The organism is Micromonospora sp. CP22 (genome assembly GCF_009712475.1).
Taxonomy (GTDB): domain Bacteria; phylum Actinomycetota; class Actinomycetes; order Mycobacteriales; family Micromonosporaceae; genus Micromonospora.
Map to the genome: position 1 here is coordinate 64,327 of NZ_VCJO01000001.1, position 14,589 is coordinate 78,915.

The 14,589-nt window shown below is 72.1% G+C and carries 9 protein-coding genes and 1 pseudogene; 7 read left to right on the plus strand and 3 right to left on the minus strand.

Features of this window, described 5'->3' with window-relative positions; translation table 11 throughout:
* Nucleotides 1-17 precede the first annotated feature (17 nt).
* Nucleotides 18-3,959, minus strand: coding sequence for a type VII secretion protein EccCa (eccCa, locus tag FF096_RS00315; RefSeq protein WP_309222393.1), 3,942 nt, complete (start codon nt 3,957-3,959; stop codon nt 18-20).
* A gap of 102 nt (nt 3,960-4,061) precedes the next feature.
* Here eccCa and eccD point away from each other — a divergent pair, with 102 nt between their 5' ends.
* Complete coding sequence (gene eccD, locus FF096_RS00320) at nt 4,062-5,462, plus strand: type VII secretion integral membrane protein EccD (protein WP_155214361.1); 1,401 nt, start codon at nt 4,062-4,064, stop codon at nt 5,460-5,462.
* Nucleotides 5,463-5,487: 25 nt separating this feature from the next.
* On the opposite strand, the gene FF096_RS00325 is transcribed toward eccD, so the two are convergent.
* Complete coding sequence (locus FF096_RS00325; RefSeq protein ID WP_093409905.1) at nt 5,488-5,994, minus strand: inorganic diphosphatase; 507 nt, start codon at nt 5,992-5,994, stop codon at nt 5,488-5,490.
* 415 nt (nt 5,995-6,409) lie between these two features.
* Between FF096_RS00325 and dacB the strand changes: the two genes are divergently transcribed.
* From dacB to tilS, 3 genes and pseudogenes are all read left to right on the plus strand, one after another.
* The gene (gene dacB, locus FF096_RS00330) at nt 6,410-7,909 is read left to right on the plus strand and encodes a D-alanyl-D-alanine carboxypeptidase/D-alanyl-D-alanine-endopeptidase (protein ID WP_155214775.1); all 1,500 of its coding nucleotides are present in this window, start codon (nt 6,410-6,412) and stop codon (nt 7,907-7,909) included.
* A 125-nt stretch (nt 7,910-8,034) separates the two neighbouring features.
* Entirely contained in the window at nt 8,035-9,102 is a 1,068-nt protein-coding gene (locus tag FF096_RS00335) for a zinc-dependent metalloprotease (RefSeq protein ID WP_155214362.1), read from the plus strand.
* Between the two features lie 15 nt (nt 9,103-9,117).
* A pseudogene (gene tilS, locus FF096_RS00340) lies at nt 9,118-10,095 on the plus strand (tRNA lysidine(34) synthetase TilS); the annotation flags it as partial.
* Nucleotides 10,096-10,260: 165 nt separating this feature from the next.
* Here tilS and FF096_RS00345 read toward each other — a convergent pair.
* The gene (locus FF096_RS00345) at nt 10,261-11,223 is read right to left on the minus strand and encodes a GlxA family transcriptional regulator (protein ID WP_155214364.1); all 963 of its coding nucleotides are present in this window, start codon (nt 11,221-11,223) and stop codon (nt 10,261-10,263) included.
* Between the two features lie 153 nt (nt 11,224-11,376).
* Here FF096_RS00345 and FF096_RS26195 point away from each other — a divergent pair, with 153 nt between their 5' ends.
* The 3 genes from FF096_RS26195 (at nt 11,377) to ftsH (ending at nt 14,563) form a co-directional block, all read left to right on the plus strand.
* A complete protein-coding gene (locus FF096_RS26195; RefSeq protein ID WP_196222409.1) occupies nt 11,377-11,514 on the plus strand; it encodes a hypothetical protein in 138 nt (45 codons plus the stop codon).
* A 98-nt stretch (nt 11,515-11,612) separates the two neighbouring features.
* Nucleotides 11,613-12,188, plus strand: a complete 576-nt coding sequence (gene hpt / locus FF096_RS00350) for a hypoxanthine phosphoribosyltransferase (protein ID WP_155214365.1) — start codon at nt 11,613-11,615, stop codon at nt 12,186-12,188.
* Between the two features lie 359 nt (nt 12,189-12,547).
* Entirely contained in the window at nt 12,548-14,563 is a 2,016-nt protein-coding gene (gene ftsH / locus FF096_RS00355; RefSeq protein WP_155214366.1) for an ATP-dependent zinc metalloprotease FtsH, read from the plus strand.
* Nucleotides 14,564-14,589 lie beyond the last annotated feature (26 nt).

Genomic DNA, 14,589 nt, shown 5'->3' on the forward strand with positions numbered 1-14,589 from the left:
GTTCCGTGGAGTCGACATCACTGTGGCGGTAGATGCGCCAGTTGGATCAGGCGTACCCCCTCGCGTCGGGTGAACAGCCGACCGCGTCCGGGTGGCAGCGGGCCCGGCCGGACCGGACCGACCAGGGCACCCTCTTCCGGGCTTCCCGACATCACCAGGCCCGAGGTGGACAGTTCTCGTAACCGCTGCACCACCGGCTCGTACTGGGCGCGGGCCGCGCCACCGCACCGGCGCGCCAGCACCAGGTGCAGCCCGACGTCACGGGCGTGCGGCAGGTGCTCCTCCAACGCCCGCAACGGGTTCGCCGGGCCGCTCGCCACCAGGTCGTAGTCGTCGACCAGCACGAACAACTCCGGGCCGGACCACCACGACCGGTCCCGCAACTGAGCCGGACTGACCTGTGGGCCCGGTGCGCGGTCCTGGAGATAGCCGGCGGCCGATTCGATCAGGTCAGTGGTGTGCGCCGCCGTGGTGCCGTAGCCGATCAGGTGTTCCGTGGCGATGGTGCCCAGCAGGCTGCGCCGGTAGTCAACCATGATCACCCGGGCCTGCTCCGGCGTGAACCGGGTGACGATCGAGGTGGCCAGAGCACGCAGGAACGACGACTTGCCGCTCTCGGCGTCGCCGTAGACCACCAGGTGCGGTTCGGTGCCGAAGTCGAGGAGCACCGGACGTAGATCCGCCTCGGCGACGCCGACCGGGATCCGCAGCCCCGTCGCGGCGTCGAGGTCGAGGTCCGCGTACGGCAACACCGCCGGGAGCAACCGGACCCGGGGCGCGGCCGGGCCGGACCACGCGTCGCCCACCTGCTTGACCAGCGCTGCGGTGTCCGCTCCGGCGGTGCGGGGCAGGGCGGTGAGGAAGTGCAGGCCCTCCGCGGTGACGCCCCGCCCGGGGGTCTGCTCCGGCACCTGGGCCGCCGCGCGTCGGGCGACCAGTGAATCGGACGGGTCACCGAGCCGCAGCTCCAACCGGGAACCGAACAGATCCCGGATGCCCGGCCGGAAGTCCAGCCACCGCACTGCGGTGGCCACCACGTGCAGGCCGTACGACAGGCCCCGGGTCGCCAGGTCGGTGATCAGTGGCTCCAGGTCGTCGTACTCGGCACGCAGGGTCGTCCACCCGTCCACGACGAGGAACACGTCGCCGAACAGGTCGGTGTCGTCCGCGTCGGTGCGGCCGCCACGACGCTGCCGCCAGCTGGCCATCGACTCCACACCCAGTTCGGCGAAGCGGCGCTCCCGCTCGGCGAGCAGGGTGGACATCTCGCCCACCGTGCGGCGTACGACGGTGGGGTCGGTTCGTCCGGTGACCCCACCGACGTGCGGCAGGTCGCGCACCGAGGCGAGCCCGCCGCCGCCGAAGTCGAGGCAGTAGACCTGCACCTCGGCCGGTGTGTGGGTGAGGGCCAGCGCGCAGATCAGCGCACGCAGCGCGGTGGACTTGCCGCTCTGCGTGCCACCCACCACCGCGACGTGCCCGGCCGCGCCGTCCAGCGCCAACCAGAGCACGTCCCGGCGTTGCTCGAACGGTCGGTCGATGACGGCCACCGGGACCTGGAGACCGCCGTGCAACTCGGGATTGCCGAAGGTCAGCCCGCGAGCCGGATCGACCGTGAGCGGACCCACCAACTCGTCCATGGCCGCGGGGGCGTCCAGCGGCGGCAGCCACACCTGGTGCGCTGGCGTGCCCTGCCCGGCGAGCCGGTCGACCAGCAACCGCAGCAGGGTCTCCGTCACGTCCGCCTCGTCCTTGACCACCTCCGGTGGTGCGGGCGGCTGCGGCACCGGCGTGAGATGGGTGGAGAAGGTGAGCAGCCGGGGACGTTCGGTTTCGGCCGCGCCGGTGGGCAGGACGCGTCGGCGCACCGGGCCGGAGACGTACGCGGTCTTGAACCGCACCAGCGGTTCGGTGCCGAAGCGCAGGTATCCGTGCCCCGGCGACGGGGGTAACTCGTGCGCGTCGGGTACCCCGAGCACCGTACGGGACTCCAGTGAGGAGAAGGTCCGCAGACCGATCCGGTACGACAGGTGGGTGTCCAGCCCGCGTAGGCGTCCCTCCTCCAGCCGCTGACTCGCCAGCAGCAGGTGCACCCCGAGGGACCGGCCCAGTCGGCCGATCTGGACGAACAGGTCGATGAAGTCGGGCTTGGCCGAGAGCAGTTCGGAGAACTCGTCGCAGATCAGCAGCAGCGACGGCAGCGGCGCGAGTGGGTTCCCGGCCGCCCGGGCCCGCTCGTAGTCGCGCAGGCTGGCGAAGTTGCCGGCGCGGCGCAGCAGTTCCTGCCGACGGACCAGCTCGCCGTTGATCGCGTCGACCATCCGGTCCACCAGGGGCAGGGCGTCAGCCAGGTTGGTGATCACGGCGGCGGTGTGCGGCAGCCGGTCGAAGGGGGCGAAGGTGGCCCCGCCCTTGAAGTCGACGAGCACGAAGTTGAGCTGCTCGGCGGAGTGGGTGGCGGCCAACCCGAGCACCAGCGTACGAAGCAGCTCGGACTTGCCGGAGCCGGTCGCCCCGATCAGCAACCCGTGCGGGCCCATGCCGCCCTGCGCCGACTCCTTCAGGTCCAGCTCGACCGCGCCGCCCTCCACCCCGACGCCGATCGGCACCCGCAGCCGGTCCCGAGCCGATCTCGGGAGCCAGCCCTGTTCGGCGGTGAAGCCCTCCGGATCGTCGATACCGAGCAGCTCCGGCAGACCCGGCTCGGTACCGGGTGCGGGACCGGCGTCCCGGGCTGCGGCCAGCCGCAGCGGTGCCAGCCGCCGCGCCACCGCCTCGGCCTCGGCGATCTCCAACGCGTCGGCCGTGCCGACCTCGGCCGGACCGTCTGAGGAGCGTGACCGCAGTCGGCCGTCGCGTAGCTCCAGCAGCAGGGCGAACCGGTCGAGCAGTCGCGGTGGCGCAGTGTCCAGGTCGACCAGGGTCACCGCGTCGATGCCGCCGTCACCGACCAGTTCGGTGGCGCCGGTGAGGTCACCGCCGTCGAGCACGATCACCACGTGCGGCCCGTCCGTGACCAGCCCGGCCGGGTTGAACCTCGACCGGCTGGCCAGCACCCCGTCGAGCAGCCGTTCCAGCTCCACCGCCGAGCTGGCCACCAGCCGTACCGGACCGAGGGCGTCGGTGCGGGTCGGGTGCTGCGCGTGGGGTAACCACTTGACCCACTCCCAGGCGTCGCGGCGTTCCGGCCCGGCACAGACGGCGATCATCAGCTCGTCCGGGGCGTGGAAGACGGCGAGCTGGGTGAGCATGGCCCGGGTCAGCGCCTGCGCGGCCGGTGTCCCGGTGGTCCCGGCCGGGGTGGCCCGGACGAAGACCCGGGCGAAACTGCGCAACGACAGGGCCACCGGCAGGTCGGGCACCACCGAGTACGCGTCGAGGAAGCGGCGCAGCGCGCCGGCCGTCATCGGCTCCAGTTCCTCCAGTGGACCGGTGACCGGTGGTATCAGCGGCGTGGCCAGGGTCTGCGGCCCGACGGCTATCCGGACCACCGCGAAGTCCGGATCGGCGGGTCGCCGCTCCCAGAGCCGGTGACTGTGCACCGTCGACCAGAGCAGCGACGGGTCGGGATGCCGGTAACAGAGGCCGGCGCGCTGCCGGGCTGCGGTCTGCCGCACCTGCCGACGCAGGGTCGCCAGGTGCCGCAGGTACTCCCGGCGGGCGGCCATCATCTCGGACTTCCTCGGGCTGCCCGACGCGTTGCCCCAGGAGGTCGCCAGCATCGCCAACGAGGAGAGGCCGAACATGCCGCCGACCACGTACGCGTAGGCACCGTCGCCCCGGCCGAACATCATCGCCATCGCCACCGTGCCGCCGAGCATCGGCAACACCATCAGCAGCTGGTGCCAACGGGTGCCGGTGGCGGCCGGAATCTCCGGGGGTGCCTGCACCGGCAGGTCACCGACGGGTATCTCGGGCGCTGGGCGTCGGGCCGGTCGTCGCACGACGACAGTGGACACTCGACCCTCCTGACTGCGCACCGTGACCCGAGCCTGGCTCATCGTAGGTAAAGTCCTGTCGTCCGCGCAGCAGCAGACCCCGCTCGGGATGGAGATCGGTCAATGACAGTCGGGCTGGCCCGGGTCACCGTCAGCACACCCCGACGGCGGGTCGACGTGGCGCTACCGGAGCAGGTCCCCCTCGCCGAGCTGCTGCCCGAGGTGCTGCGTCACGCCGGTGACGGGCTCGCCGACGACGGGGAACAGCACGGTGGCTGGCTGCTCCGCCGCTCCGACGGCAGCGTGCTGGTCGGTGGGCAGGCGTTGGCCGCCCAGGGAATCCGCGACGGCGAGGTGCTGCATCTGGTGCCGGCGCGTACCGAGTGGCCGGAGTTCGAGTACGACGACGTCGTGGAGGCCGTCGCCGACGCGGCCCGGCGGCAGGGTGGGGCCTGGTCGCCCGGGGCGACCCGGGTGGCGGCGCTGGTCGGTGCCGGTGTTCCGCTCACCGTCGGCCTGCTCGCCCTGCTCGCGGGTGGGCCGGAAGACCCGACCGGTTGGCTGGCCGCGACCGTCGCGGCCGGTCTGCTGGTGCTGACCGGAACCGTGCTGTCCCGGGCGCACGGCGACGGGTTGGCCGGTGCCACCGTCGGCGGGTACGCGTTGCCCTACGCGGCGCTGGCCGGTGCCCTCGCCGTCAGTTCGGGCGACCCGGTCGGGCCGATCGGTGCGCTGCGTTGGGTGGGCGCGCCGGAGCTGCTCGCCGGTTCGGTGGCGCTGCTGCTGGCCTCGGTGCTGGGGCTGTTCGGAGTGGCCACCCGACTGCGGATCTTCGTGGCCGGCACGGTGGTGGGCGTGGGCGGCGGAGCAGCCGCCCTCGGTGCCCTGCTGCTCGGTCCGGCGGGCGCGGCAGCGGTCCTGCTCTGCGGACTGACCTTCGCCGTCGGGGCCGTTCCGCTGCTGGCCATCCGGCTGGGCCGGGTGCCGTTGCCGCCGACGACCCTGCCGACCGAGCCGGCCGACGACGCGGATCGGGTGCGCGACCTGCCGGATCGGGGCCGGGTCTACGCGGCCGTGGCCCGGACCGAGGAGATGCTCACCGGCATGCTGATCGGCCAGGCCGCGTTGGCCGGGGGCGCGGCGGTGATCCTGGTCAGCACCGGTGACGTCGCCGGTCGGCTGCTGGTCGGGGTGGCCTCGGCGGTGCTGCTGCTCCGCGCCCGGCTGTTCACGACCGTCCGGCACCGGGTCGCGCCGGTGCTCGCCGGGCTGGCCGGGTACGCGGTCCTCGGCGGGGTGCTGGCCGGGGCCGTCGACGCCACGCTCCGGCTGACCCTGGTCGTCGGCGGGTTGCTGGTCGCGCTCCTGGTGGTGGCGGGTGGCACCACGTACGCCCGTCGGCCGGTCTCGCCGTACGTCGGGCGGATCGCCGACCTCGCCGACACCCTGCTGGTGGTTTCCGTGGTGCCGATCGCCTGCGCGGTGCTCGGCCTGTACGAGCGAGCCCGGGGACTGCTCGGTTGAGCGGCTCCCCGGGCTCGTCGAACCGTCAGTGGGTGGACTCGCCGCGCTCCTCGGCCTCCCGGGCCCGCCGGTACGAAGCCTGGATCTCAGCCTCGGCCTCGGTACGCCCCACCCAGGTCGCACCCTCGACCGACTTGCCCGGCTCAAGATCCTTGTACACCTCGAAGAAGTGCTGGATCTCCAACCGGTCGAACTCGCCGAGGTGGTGGATGTCGCGCAGGTGCTCCTGCCGGGGGTCCTCGTAGGGGACGCAGAGGACCTTGTCGTCGCCGCCCTTCTCGTCCGTCATCCGGAACATGCCGATCGTGCGGCACCGGATCAGGCAGCCCGGGAAGGTCGGCTCGGGCACCAGCACCAGGGCGTCCAGCGGATCGCCGTCCTCGCCCAGGGTGCCCTCGATGAAGCCGTAGTCGGCTGGGTACTGCGTGGAGGTGAAGAGGGTACGGTCCAGCCGGATCCGCCCGGTCACGTGGTCCACCTCGTACTTGTTGCGGTGACCCTTGGGGATCTCAACCGTGACGTCGAAATCCATCTGCACGCTCCCTCGTTGGCCCACGCTGGCTTGACGGAACCGGCGGCGGAACAGGGTGGGCGAATGCCAACCCGTGGACTCCGGCCGCCGCATAGTCTTCGGACCGAAGTAGTGTCACCCAGGCCGGTTCCCGGTGGCGGAGGAGGGGGTCGTGGGGAGGGAAGATTCACACTACCGTCCCGGTGGCCCCGTCGAGGGCGGGGACAGCCAACCGCCGGTGAAACCGGCGGCCGGACGGGTGCCGGTGCCGGAGGCGCAGGTCCTCCGGCCGCAACCGTCGACGCCTTCGGTCGTGCCGACCTCCGCCGACCGCCCCGCGCCGAACCCTCTCCCGGCGGAACCAGCCGCCTCGCCGCCGGAGCCGTCCGTCTCGTCGCCGGAGCCGCCCGCCGTGCCGGTGAGCCCGGCGGCGGGGATGCCGCCGACCGACCCGACCGGCAAACCGCCTGCCGACCCGCCGCCACCGGTCGGGAAGGCACCGCGTCGGCGGCTGCCGCTGGTGCTCGCCGCCGTGCTGGTACTCGTGCTGGTCGCGGTGGGCTTGGTCGTGGTCCGGCCCGGGCCGGTGGGCCGATGGCTGGGCGAGACGCCGACGACCCCGGCAGCCACCGCGACTGGTGAACCCGCTCCGGTCGCGGTGCTCGCCGCCGCCGACCCCGCCGCACCACCGCCCACCACGGACGGGCTGCGCGCCGCGCTCGAACCGTTGGCCGATGACACCGCCCTGGGCGGTCGGGTCAACATGGCGGTGGCCGACGCGCTGACCGGGGAGATGCTCTTCGAGCGGGGCGGCGGCGAAGGGACCGTGCCGGCCTCGGTGACCAAGCTGTTGACCGCGGTCACGGTGTTGACCGCCCGAGGCCCCGGCCACCGGATCCCGACCCGCGCCGTCTCCGGTACGCAGCCCGGCGAGGTGGTGCTGGTCGGTGGCGGAGACCCGACGTTGGCCGCCGACGCGAAGGGTTTCTACCCGGGCGCGGCGAGCCTCACCGACCTTGCCGACCAGGTCCGTACCGCGCTGGCAGGTGCCGCACCCACCAGCATCGTCGTCGATTCCTCGCGCTACTCCGGCCCGGTGTTCGGGCCGGGCTGGGACGACGACATCCCCACCGGTGGGTACGGCGGGGCGATCACCGCGCTGATGCTCGACGGAGCACGCGAGAATCCGAAGGCCGGCCCGGGGTGGGCCGCACGGGTCGCCGAGCCGGACATGGTCGCCGGCCGCGCCTTCGCCAGGCTGCTCGGGGTGCCGGCGTCGACCGTGCGCAAGGGCACCGCACCGCCGACGCCGACCGAGACGACCGGGGCGACGGAACCGGCCGGTGGCCATGCCCCCGGTGCCGAACTGGGCGTGGTGTACTCGCCGCCGCTGATCCGGCTGGTCGACATCATGATCAGTGACAGCGACAACATCGTCGCCGAGGCGTTGGCCCGCCAGGTCGCCCTGGCCCGAGACCAGCCGGCCTCCTTCGCGGGTGCTGCGGCGGCGATGGCCGAGGTGGTGGCCGAGCTGGCCCTGCCGACGAACGGACTCGTCCTCGCCGACGGCAGCGGGCTGTCCCGGAAGAACCTCATCAGCCCGGCGCTGCTGACCGAGCTGTTGGCCCTCGCGGCCAGCCCGAACCGGCCCGAACTCGCCGGCATCTTCGGCGGGCTGCCGGTCGCCGGCTGGTCCGGCACCCTGCGCGACAGGTACGGCGCGGCACCCGGCACGGCCGCCGGGGTCGGTGTGGTCCGCGCCAAGACCGGCACGTTGACCCGGGTGCATGCCATCGCGGGGGTGGTGACCACGGCCGACGGTCGCCTGCTCACCTTCGCCGTGCTCACCGACGACGTGCCGCCGAACGGGATGGAACCGGCTCGGGCGGCGCTGGACAGGATCGCCGCCGCCCTCGCGGGCTGCGGCTGTCGCTGAGCGCGTCGACGCACCGGTCCGGCTGCGGCACCACGGTGTGGGCGGGGCGCGGCGGACCCCCGGCATAACCCGGGCGCCGCGTCGGCCCGGCGGGTGGGTGTCGCGGCGCGGGTACGGTGGGTCGCATGGCGCAGTTCGTGGACTGGGATCTGGCCACCGCGACGGCGGGGGCTCTGGGCAAGTCGGGCCCGCGGGTGACGTACGACGAGGCCACCGACGTGGTTTCCGAGTTGCGCCGGTTGACCGACGAGGCGGCCGGGCACGTCGCCGACTACACCGGGCTGACCTCGCAGCTCGCCCACCCGCCGGTGCGGGTGGTCGATCGACGCGACTGGGCGGCCACCAACGTCGCCGGTCTCCGCGAGGTGATCACCCCGCTGGTCGGTCGGCTCACCGAGGACAAGCAGCCAGGTGCCCTCACCGAGGCGATCGGCTCCCGGGTGACCGGGGTGCAGGCGGGCACCGTGCTGGCCTACCTCTCCGGCCGGGTCCTCGGGCAGTACGAGGTCTTCTCCGCCGACCCGGGGCAACTGCTGCTGGTCGCGCCGAACATCGTCGAGGTCGAGCGCAAGCTGGGCGCGGATCCGCGCGACTTCCGCCTCTGGGTCTGCCTGCACGAGGTGACCCACCGGACCCAGTTCACCGCCGTGCCCTGGATGCGGGCCTACTTCCTCGGTGAGGTGCAGGCGTTCGTCGACGCCGCTCAGGGTGGTGAACACCTGCTGGAACGGCTGCGCCGGGGGGTGAGCACCCTCGCCGACGTGGTCCGCGACCCACAGAGCCGATCCAGCGTGTTGGACATCGTGCAGACCCCCGGGCAGCGGGCCGTGCTGGACCGGCTGACCGCCCTGATGACCCTGCTGGAGGGGCACGCCGAGTTCGTGATGGACGGCGTCGGCCCGCAGGTGATCCCGAGCGTGGAGCGGATCAGAGCGGGCTTCAACCGGCGGCGTGAGGCGGGCAACCCGGTGGAGAAGACGATCCGGCGGCTGATCGGCATCGACGTCAAGATGCGGCAGTACGCCGAGGGCCGCAAGTTCGTGCACGCCGTGGTGGAGCGGGTCGGCATGACCGGCTTCAACCGGGTCTTCGAGTCGCCGCTGACTCTGCCCCGACTCTCCGAGTTGAGCGAACCGGACGCCTGGGTGGCGCGGGTGCACGGCCCGGTCGGTCCGGCACCGATCGCCGGCTGAGCGACCACCGCGTCGATGGCTCCGCTCGCTCCTCCGGTGGCCGCGATCCGGGTCGCGGTCCGTCGCGCGCTGGCCGACCTGCCGACGGACGGGCCGGTGCTGGTCGCCTGCTCGGGTGGTGCCGACTCGCTGGCCCTGGCCGCGGCCACCGCGTTCGTGGCACCTCGCGCGGGTCGCGTCGCCGGGCTGGTGACCGTCGACCACGGGTTGCAGGTCGGCTCGGGGCAGCGCGCCGAAGCGGTGGCCCGCTGGGCACAGGAGGTCGGGCTGACGCCGGTGGAGGTGGTCCGGGTCGACGTCACCGGTCGGCCAGGTGGCCCCGAGGCGGCGGCCCGCGACGCCCGCTACCAGGCGTTGGCCGAGGTCGCCGGACGGTACGGCGCAGCGGCGGTTCTCACCGGTCACACCCGGGACGACCAGGCGGAGACGGTGCTGCTCGCGCTGGCTCGTGGTGCCGGCCCGCGCGGACTCGCCGGTATGCCGAGCCGCCGGGAAATGGCCGGCACCCTGCTCGTACGGCCACTGTTGGAGATCGGGCGGGAACAGACCCGGGCCGCCTGCGCGGCACTCGGACTGGCGACCTGGGACGACCCGCACAACGCCGACCCGGCGTACGCCCGCTCTCGGGTGCGCGGCGACGTGGTGCCGGTGTTGGTCGAAGCGCTGGGGCCGGGTGTGCTCGACAACCTCGCCCGCACCGCCGCGCTGGTGGCGGCGGACAACGCGGTCCTCGACGACCTCGCCGATGTGGCGTTGAGTCGGGCCCGGCATCCCGATGGTGGCCTGGCGACCGGCGCGCTGGCCGACCTGGCACCCGCGGTACGCGGCCGGGTGCTGCGCGCCTGGGCCCACGAGTTGGGCGCACCGCCCGCCGCGCTGTCGCATCGGCACCTCACCGCGCTCGACGCGCTGGTCACGGCGTGGCGCGGCCAGCGAGCCAGCTACCTGCCGGGCGGGCTGCGGGTGCTGCGCCGAGCCGATCGCCTGGTGTCCGAAGCGCTCCCGGCGACGCCGACCGACCGGGCGTCGGTGCGGCGGGCGGCCGGGACCGCGCCCGACGAGGCGGTTGTCGAAGGATGATCCACCCCCGGCAACCGCTGTACGCGCACCGTCGTGCAACCGCCCGCCACGGCGCCGCCGGCGGCTGCTGACCTCCGGTCAGCCGGTGAGAGCGCGGTCGCGGAAGGTGGCCCGGTACGCCTGCGGAGTGGCGCCGACCCGGCGGGTGAAGTGGTGTCGTAGGGCGGCGGCGTCGCCGAAGCCGGCCCGGTCGGCCACCGCCTCCACCGTGAGCGCGGTGTCCTCCAACAGTCGGCGGGCCAGCAGTACGCGCTGATTGGTCAGCCAGTCGTGCGGGGTGGTGCCCGTCTCGGCACGGAACCGGCGGGCGAACGTCCGTGGTGCCATCCCGGCCCGAGCCGCCAGCTCGTCGACGGTGATCTGCCGGTCCAGGTGGCCCATCAGCCATTCCAGCACCGGCTCCAGCGTGGGTGCCTGTGGCGCCTTCGGGATCGGTGCCTCGATGTACTGGGCCTGTCCGCCGTCGCGGTGCGGAGGCACCACCATCCGTCGGGCGAGCCGGGTGGCGATGGCCGAGCCGTGCTCCTGGCGTACCAGGTGCAGGCAGGCGTCGATGCCGGCGGCGGTGCCCGCGCTGGTGAGCAGGCGGCCGTCCTGCACGTAGAGCGAGTTGCAGCGCACCCGGGCGCTCGGGTGACGGCGCTGCAACTCGTCGACGTGCCGCCAGTGGGTGGTGCACTCCCGCCCGTCGAGTAGCCCCGCCTCACCCAGCAGGTACGCCCCGGCACAGACGCTGAACAGGTACGCGCCCCGGTCGGCGGCCCGGCGTAGCGCTGCGTGGACCTCGGTGGGGGCGGTGGTGGTGGCGGCGTGGGCGGGCACGGCCACCAGGTCCGCTTCATCCAGCGGAGCCAGGTCGGCGGTGGGCACCACATGGAAGCCGGCGGAGGTGCGTACCGGGGTCTGTCGAGGTCCACACACGTCGAAGCGGTAACCGGGCAGCCCGTCGGCGGTGCGGTCGGTGCCGAACACCTCCGCGAGTACGCCGAGTTCGAACGGGGCGACCCCGTCCAGGACGAGTACGGCCACCGAGCGAAGCATGGTGACGAGGGTAACCCCGGTAGTGGCAGGAAATCGAGGATGTATGGCATTCCTGCCACTGTTCGGTGGCTGGCGGGGTGCGCAGACTGGTAGCTGTCCGGTGCGCACCGGCGGCGATCCGACCTCCGCAGCAGCCAGAAAGCGAGCGCCGCCATGGGTTTCCTGTTTTTCCTGCTCTTCTTCCTGTCCCTCGCACTCCTGTCCGCCCTGGGGTTGACCGCCGACAGCCGTGACTCCGCGGACTGGAAGCCCTCTGACGGGGGTCGTAGACGGCAGCCCTACCCGCACTGAGTCGAATGTTCCCTTAGTCCGGAATTACCTGGGCGGGGTCGCCCCGAAACCGGCGGCCCCGCCGACGGCGAACCCGGGGCGTACGGCAGGCTAGGGTCATGGCTGACGGCTCCTGGTACGACGCCGATATCGACCACGTGATCATCTCCGAGGCGCAGATCCGTGAGAAGACCGCGGAACTGGCCAAGCAGGTCTCTGCGGACTACGCCCACGTCTCCGACGGGTTACTGCTCGTCTGCGTGCTCAAGGGCGCGGTCATGTTCATGGCCGACTTCGCCCGGGCGCTGGGCCGGTACGGGCCCCCGGCCGAGCTGGACTTCATGGCGATCTCCTCGTACGGACAGGGCACCACCTCCTCCGGCGTGGTGCGCATCCTCAAGGACCTCGACCGGGACATCGCCGGGCGGCACGTCGTCGTCGTGGAGGACATCGTCGACACCGGGCTGACCCTGTCCTGGCTGCTGCGCTACCTGGAGTCGCGGTCGGCGGCGAGCGTCGAGGTGGTCGCCCTGTTCCGCAAGCCCGACGCGGTCAAGGTGACCGTGCCGGTCAAGTACGTGGGCTTCGACATCCCGACCGAGTTCGTCGTCGGGTACGGGCTCGACTTCGGTGAGCGTTACCGGGAGCTGCCGTACGTGGGGGTGCTCAAACCCGAGGTCTACGCTCGTTCCTGACCTGACGCGTCGCGGCGGCACCCGGTGGTCGGCGACCGCCGACCACCGACGTCTCGGCCGTGCCCACCCGGCATTCAGCCGCCTTTCAGCTGGTCGGACTACCTTTGACGCCGGTGACCCGACGATCCGACTTCGGGACACGCCGGCTGACATCCGGTTCGCCGTGCGCGTAAGTGCTGGGCTCGCCAGCTCATATCGGTCGCGCACGGTGTACCGTCGAATGACCGTGGCGCGGCAATCGCGTCCCGGGGTCGAGGCCGGCCCGCACGGCGGCTCCGGCAGCCGCCCAGGCGGCGACACCCACAGTCGGTCAGGACGTCGATCAGGAGGATGCGGGCGTCTCGGCGCTCGACAACAGCATGGAACGTACGCGTTTCTTCCGCCGACCGGTGTTCTGGGTCATCCTGGTCATCCTCGGCGCCGTCGTGCTCAGTCAGTTGTTCACCGGTGGACCCAGCTATCACCGGGTGGACACGTCCGTCGCGCTCGACCAGCTCAACAAGGGCGGTATCGAGAAGGTCGTCTTCCAGGACAAGGAACAGACGATCCAGCTTGAGCTGGCCGAGGAGACCGAGTTCGGCGATACCACCACGAAGCTGATCGAGGCCCAGTTCCCCTACGAGGTCGGCGACGAGGTCTGGAACCAGGTCCTCGACGCCAAGGCCAACAACCGGGTGACCGGGCCGGCCGACACCGAGGTGTCATCCGACAGCATCTGGGTCAGCCTGCTGGTCAACCTGCTTCCCATCGTGCTGCTCGTGCTGCTGCTGCTGTTCTTCATGTCGCAGATGCAGGGCGGCGGCTCCCGGGTGCTCAACTTCGGCAAGTCCAAGGCGAAGATGATCACCAAGGACACGCCGAAGACGACGTTCGCGGACGTGGCCGGCTCCGAGGAGGCCGTCGAGGAGCTGCACGAGATCAAGGACTTCCTGCAGAACCCGGCGAAGTACCAGGCGCTCGGCGCGAAGATCCCGAAGGGTGTGCTCCTCTTCGGCCCGCCCGGTACCGGTAAGACGCTGCTCGCCCGCGCGGTGGCCGGCGAGGCCGGGGTGCCGTTCTACTCGATCTCCGGTTCCGACTTCGTGGAGATGTTCGTCGGTGTCGGGGCCAGCCGGGTCCGTGACCTGTTCGAACAGGCCAAGGCAAACGCTCCCGCGATCGTCTTCGTCGACGAGATCGACGCCGTCGGCCGGCACCGTGGCGCCGGCATGGGTGGTGGCCACGACGAGCGCGAGCAGACCCTGAACCAGCTCCTCGTCGAGATGGACGGCTTCGACGTCAAGGGCGGCGTCATCCTGATCGCCGCCACCAACCGGCCGGACATCCTCGACCCGGCGCTGCTGCGTCCGGGCCGGTTCGACCGGCAGATCCCGGTCGACGCCCCCGACATGGAGGGCCGCAAGGCGATCCTGCGGGTGCACGCCAAGGGCAAGCCGTTCACGCCCGACGTCGACCTCGACTCGGTGGCCAAGCGGACGCCGGGCTTCAGCGGTGCCGACCTGGCCAACGTGATCAACGAAGCGGCGCTGCTGACCGCCCGTAAGGATGAGCGGGCCATCTCCAACGAGTCGCTCGAGGAGTCGATCGACCGCGTGATCGCCGGCCCGCAGCGGCGCACCCGGGTGATGAGTGACCAGGAGAAGAAGATCACCGCGTACCACGAGGGTGGACACGCGCTGGTCGCCTGGGCACTCCCGCACGCCGCACCGGTGCACAAGGTGACGATCCTGTCCCGGGGCCGCTCCCTGGGCCACACCCTGGTGCTGCCCACGGAGGACAAGTACACCCAGACCCGCGCCGAGATGATCGACACTCTGGCGTACGCGCTGGGTGGCCGGGCCGCCGAGGAACTCGTCTTCCACGAGCCCACCACCGGTGCCGGCAACGACATCGAGAAAGCCACCCAGCTGGCCCGAGCGATGATCACCCAGTACGGCATGAGCTCCAAGCTCGGTGCCATCAAGTACGGCACCAGCGGCGACGAGCCCTTCCTCGGCCGCAACATGGGCCACGAGCGGGACTACTCCGACGCGGTCGCCGCCGAGATCGACGGCGAGATGCGGGCCCTGATCGAACTCGCCCACGACGAAGCCTGGGAGATCCTGGTCGAGTACCGGGACGTCCTGGACAACATCGTGCTCGAACTGATGGAGAAGGAGACGCTCTCCACCGCCGACATGGCCCGGATCTGTGCCCGAGTGGTGAAGCGGCCACCGATGGCTCCGTACAACGGCTTCGGCAAGCGGCAGCCCTCCACCGAGCCGCCCGTGCTCACCCCGGCGGAGAAGGACGCGCTCAAGGTGCAGGCAGAAGCCGACGGCGCCGAGGCGACCGTGGGAGGCGGCAGCTCCAACAACTCGGACGGTTCGCACTGAGCACCGACGACACGGCGGCCAGTTCC

Coding starts and splice junctions, on each gene's coding strand:
- eccD (WP_155214361.1), top strand. CDS start 4,062: ATGACAGTCGGGCTGGCCCGGGTCACCGTCAGCACACCCCGACGGCGG.
- dacB (WP_155214775.1), top strand. CDS start 6,410: ATGCCGCCGACCGACCCGACCGGCAAACCGCCTGCCGACCCGCCGCCA.
- FF096_RS26195 (WP_196222409.1), top strand. CDS start 11,377: ATGGGTTTCCTGTTTTTCCTGCTCTTCTTCCTGTCCCTCGCACTCCTG.
- hpt (WP_155214365.1), top strand. CDS start 11,613: ATGGCTGACGGCTCCTGGTACGACGCCGATATCGACCACGTGATCATC.
- FF096_RS00325 (WP_093409905.1), bottom strand. CDS start 5,994: ATGGATTTCGACGTCACGGTTGAGATCCCCAAGGGTCACCGCAACAAG.
- FF096_RS00345 (WP_155214364.1), bottom strand. CDS start 11,223: ATGCTTCGCTCGGTGGCCGTACTCGTCCTGGACGGGGTCGCCCCGTTC.
- ftsH (WP_155214366.1), top strand. CDS start 12,548: ATGGAACGTACGCGTTTCTTCCGCCGACCGGTGTTCTGGGTCATCCTG.
- FF096_RS00335 (WP_155214362.1), top strand. CDS start 8,035: ATGGCGCAGTTCGTGGACTGGGATCTGGCCACCGCGACGGCGGGGGCT.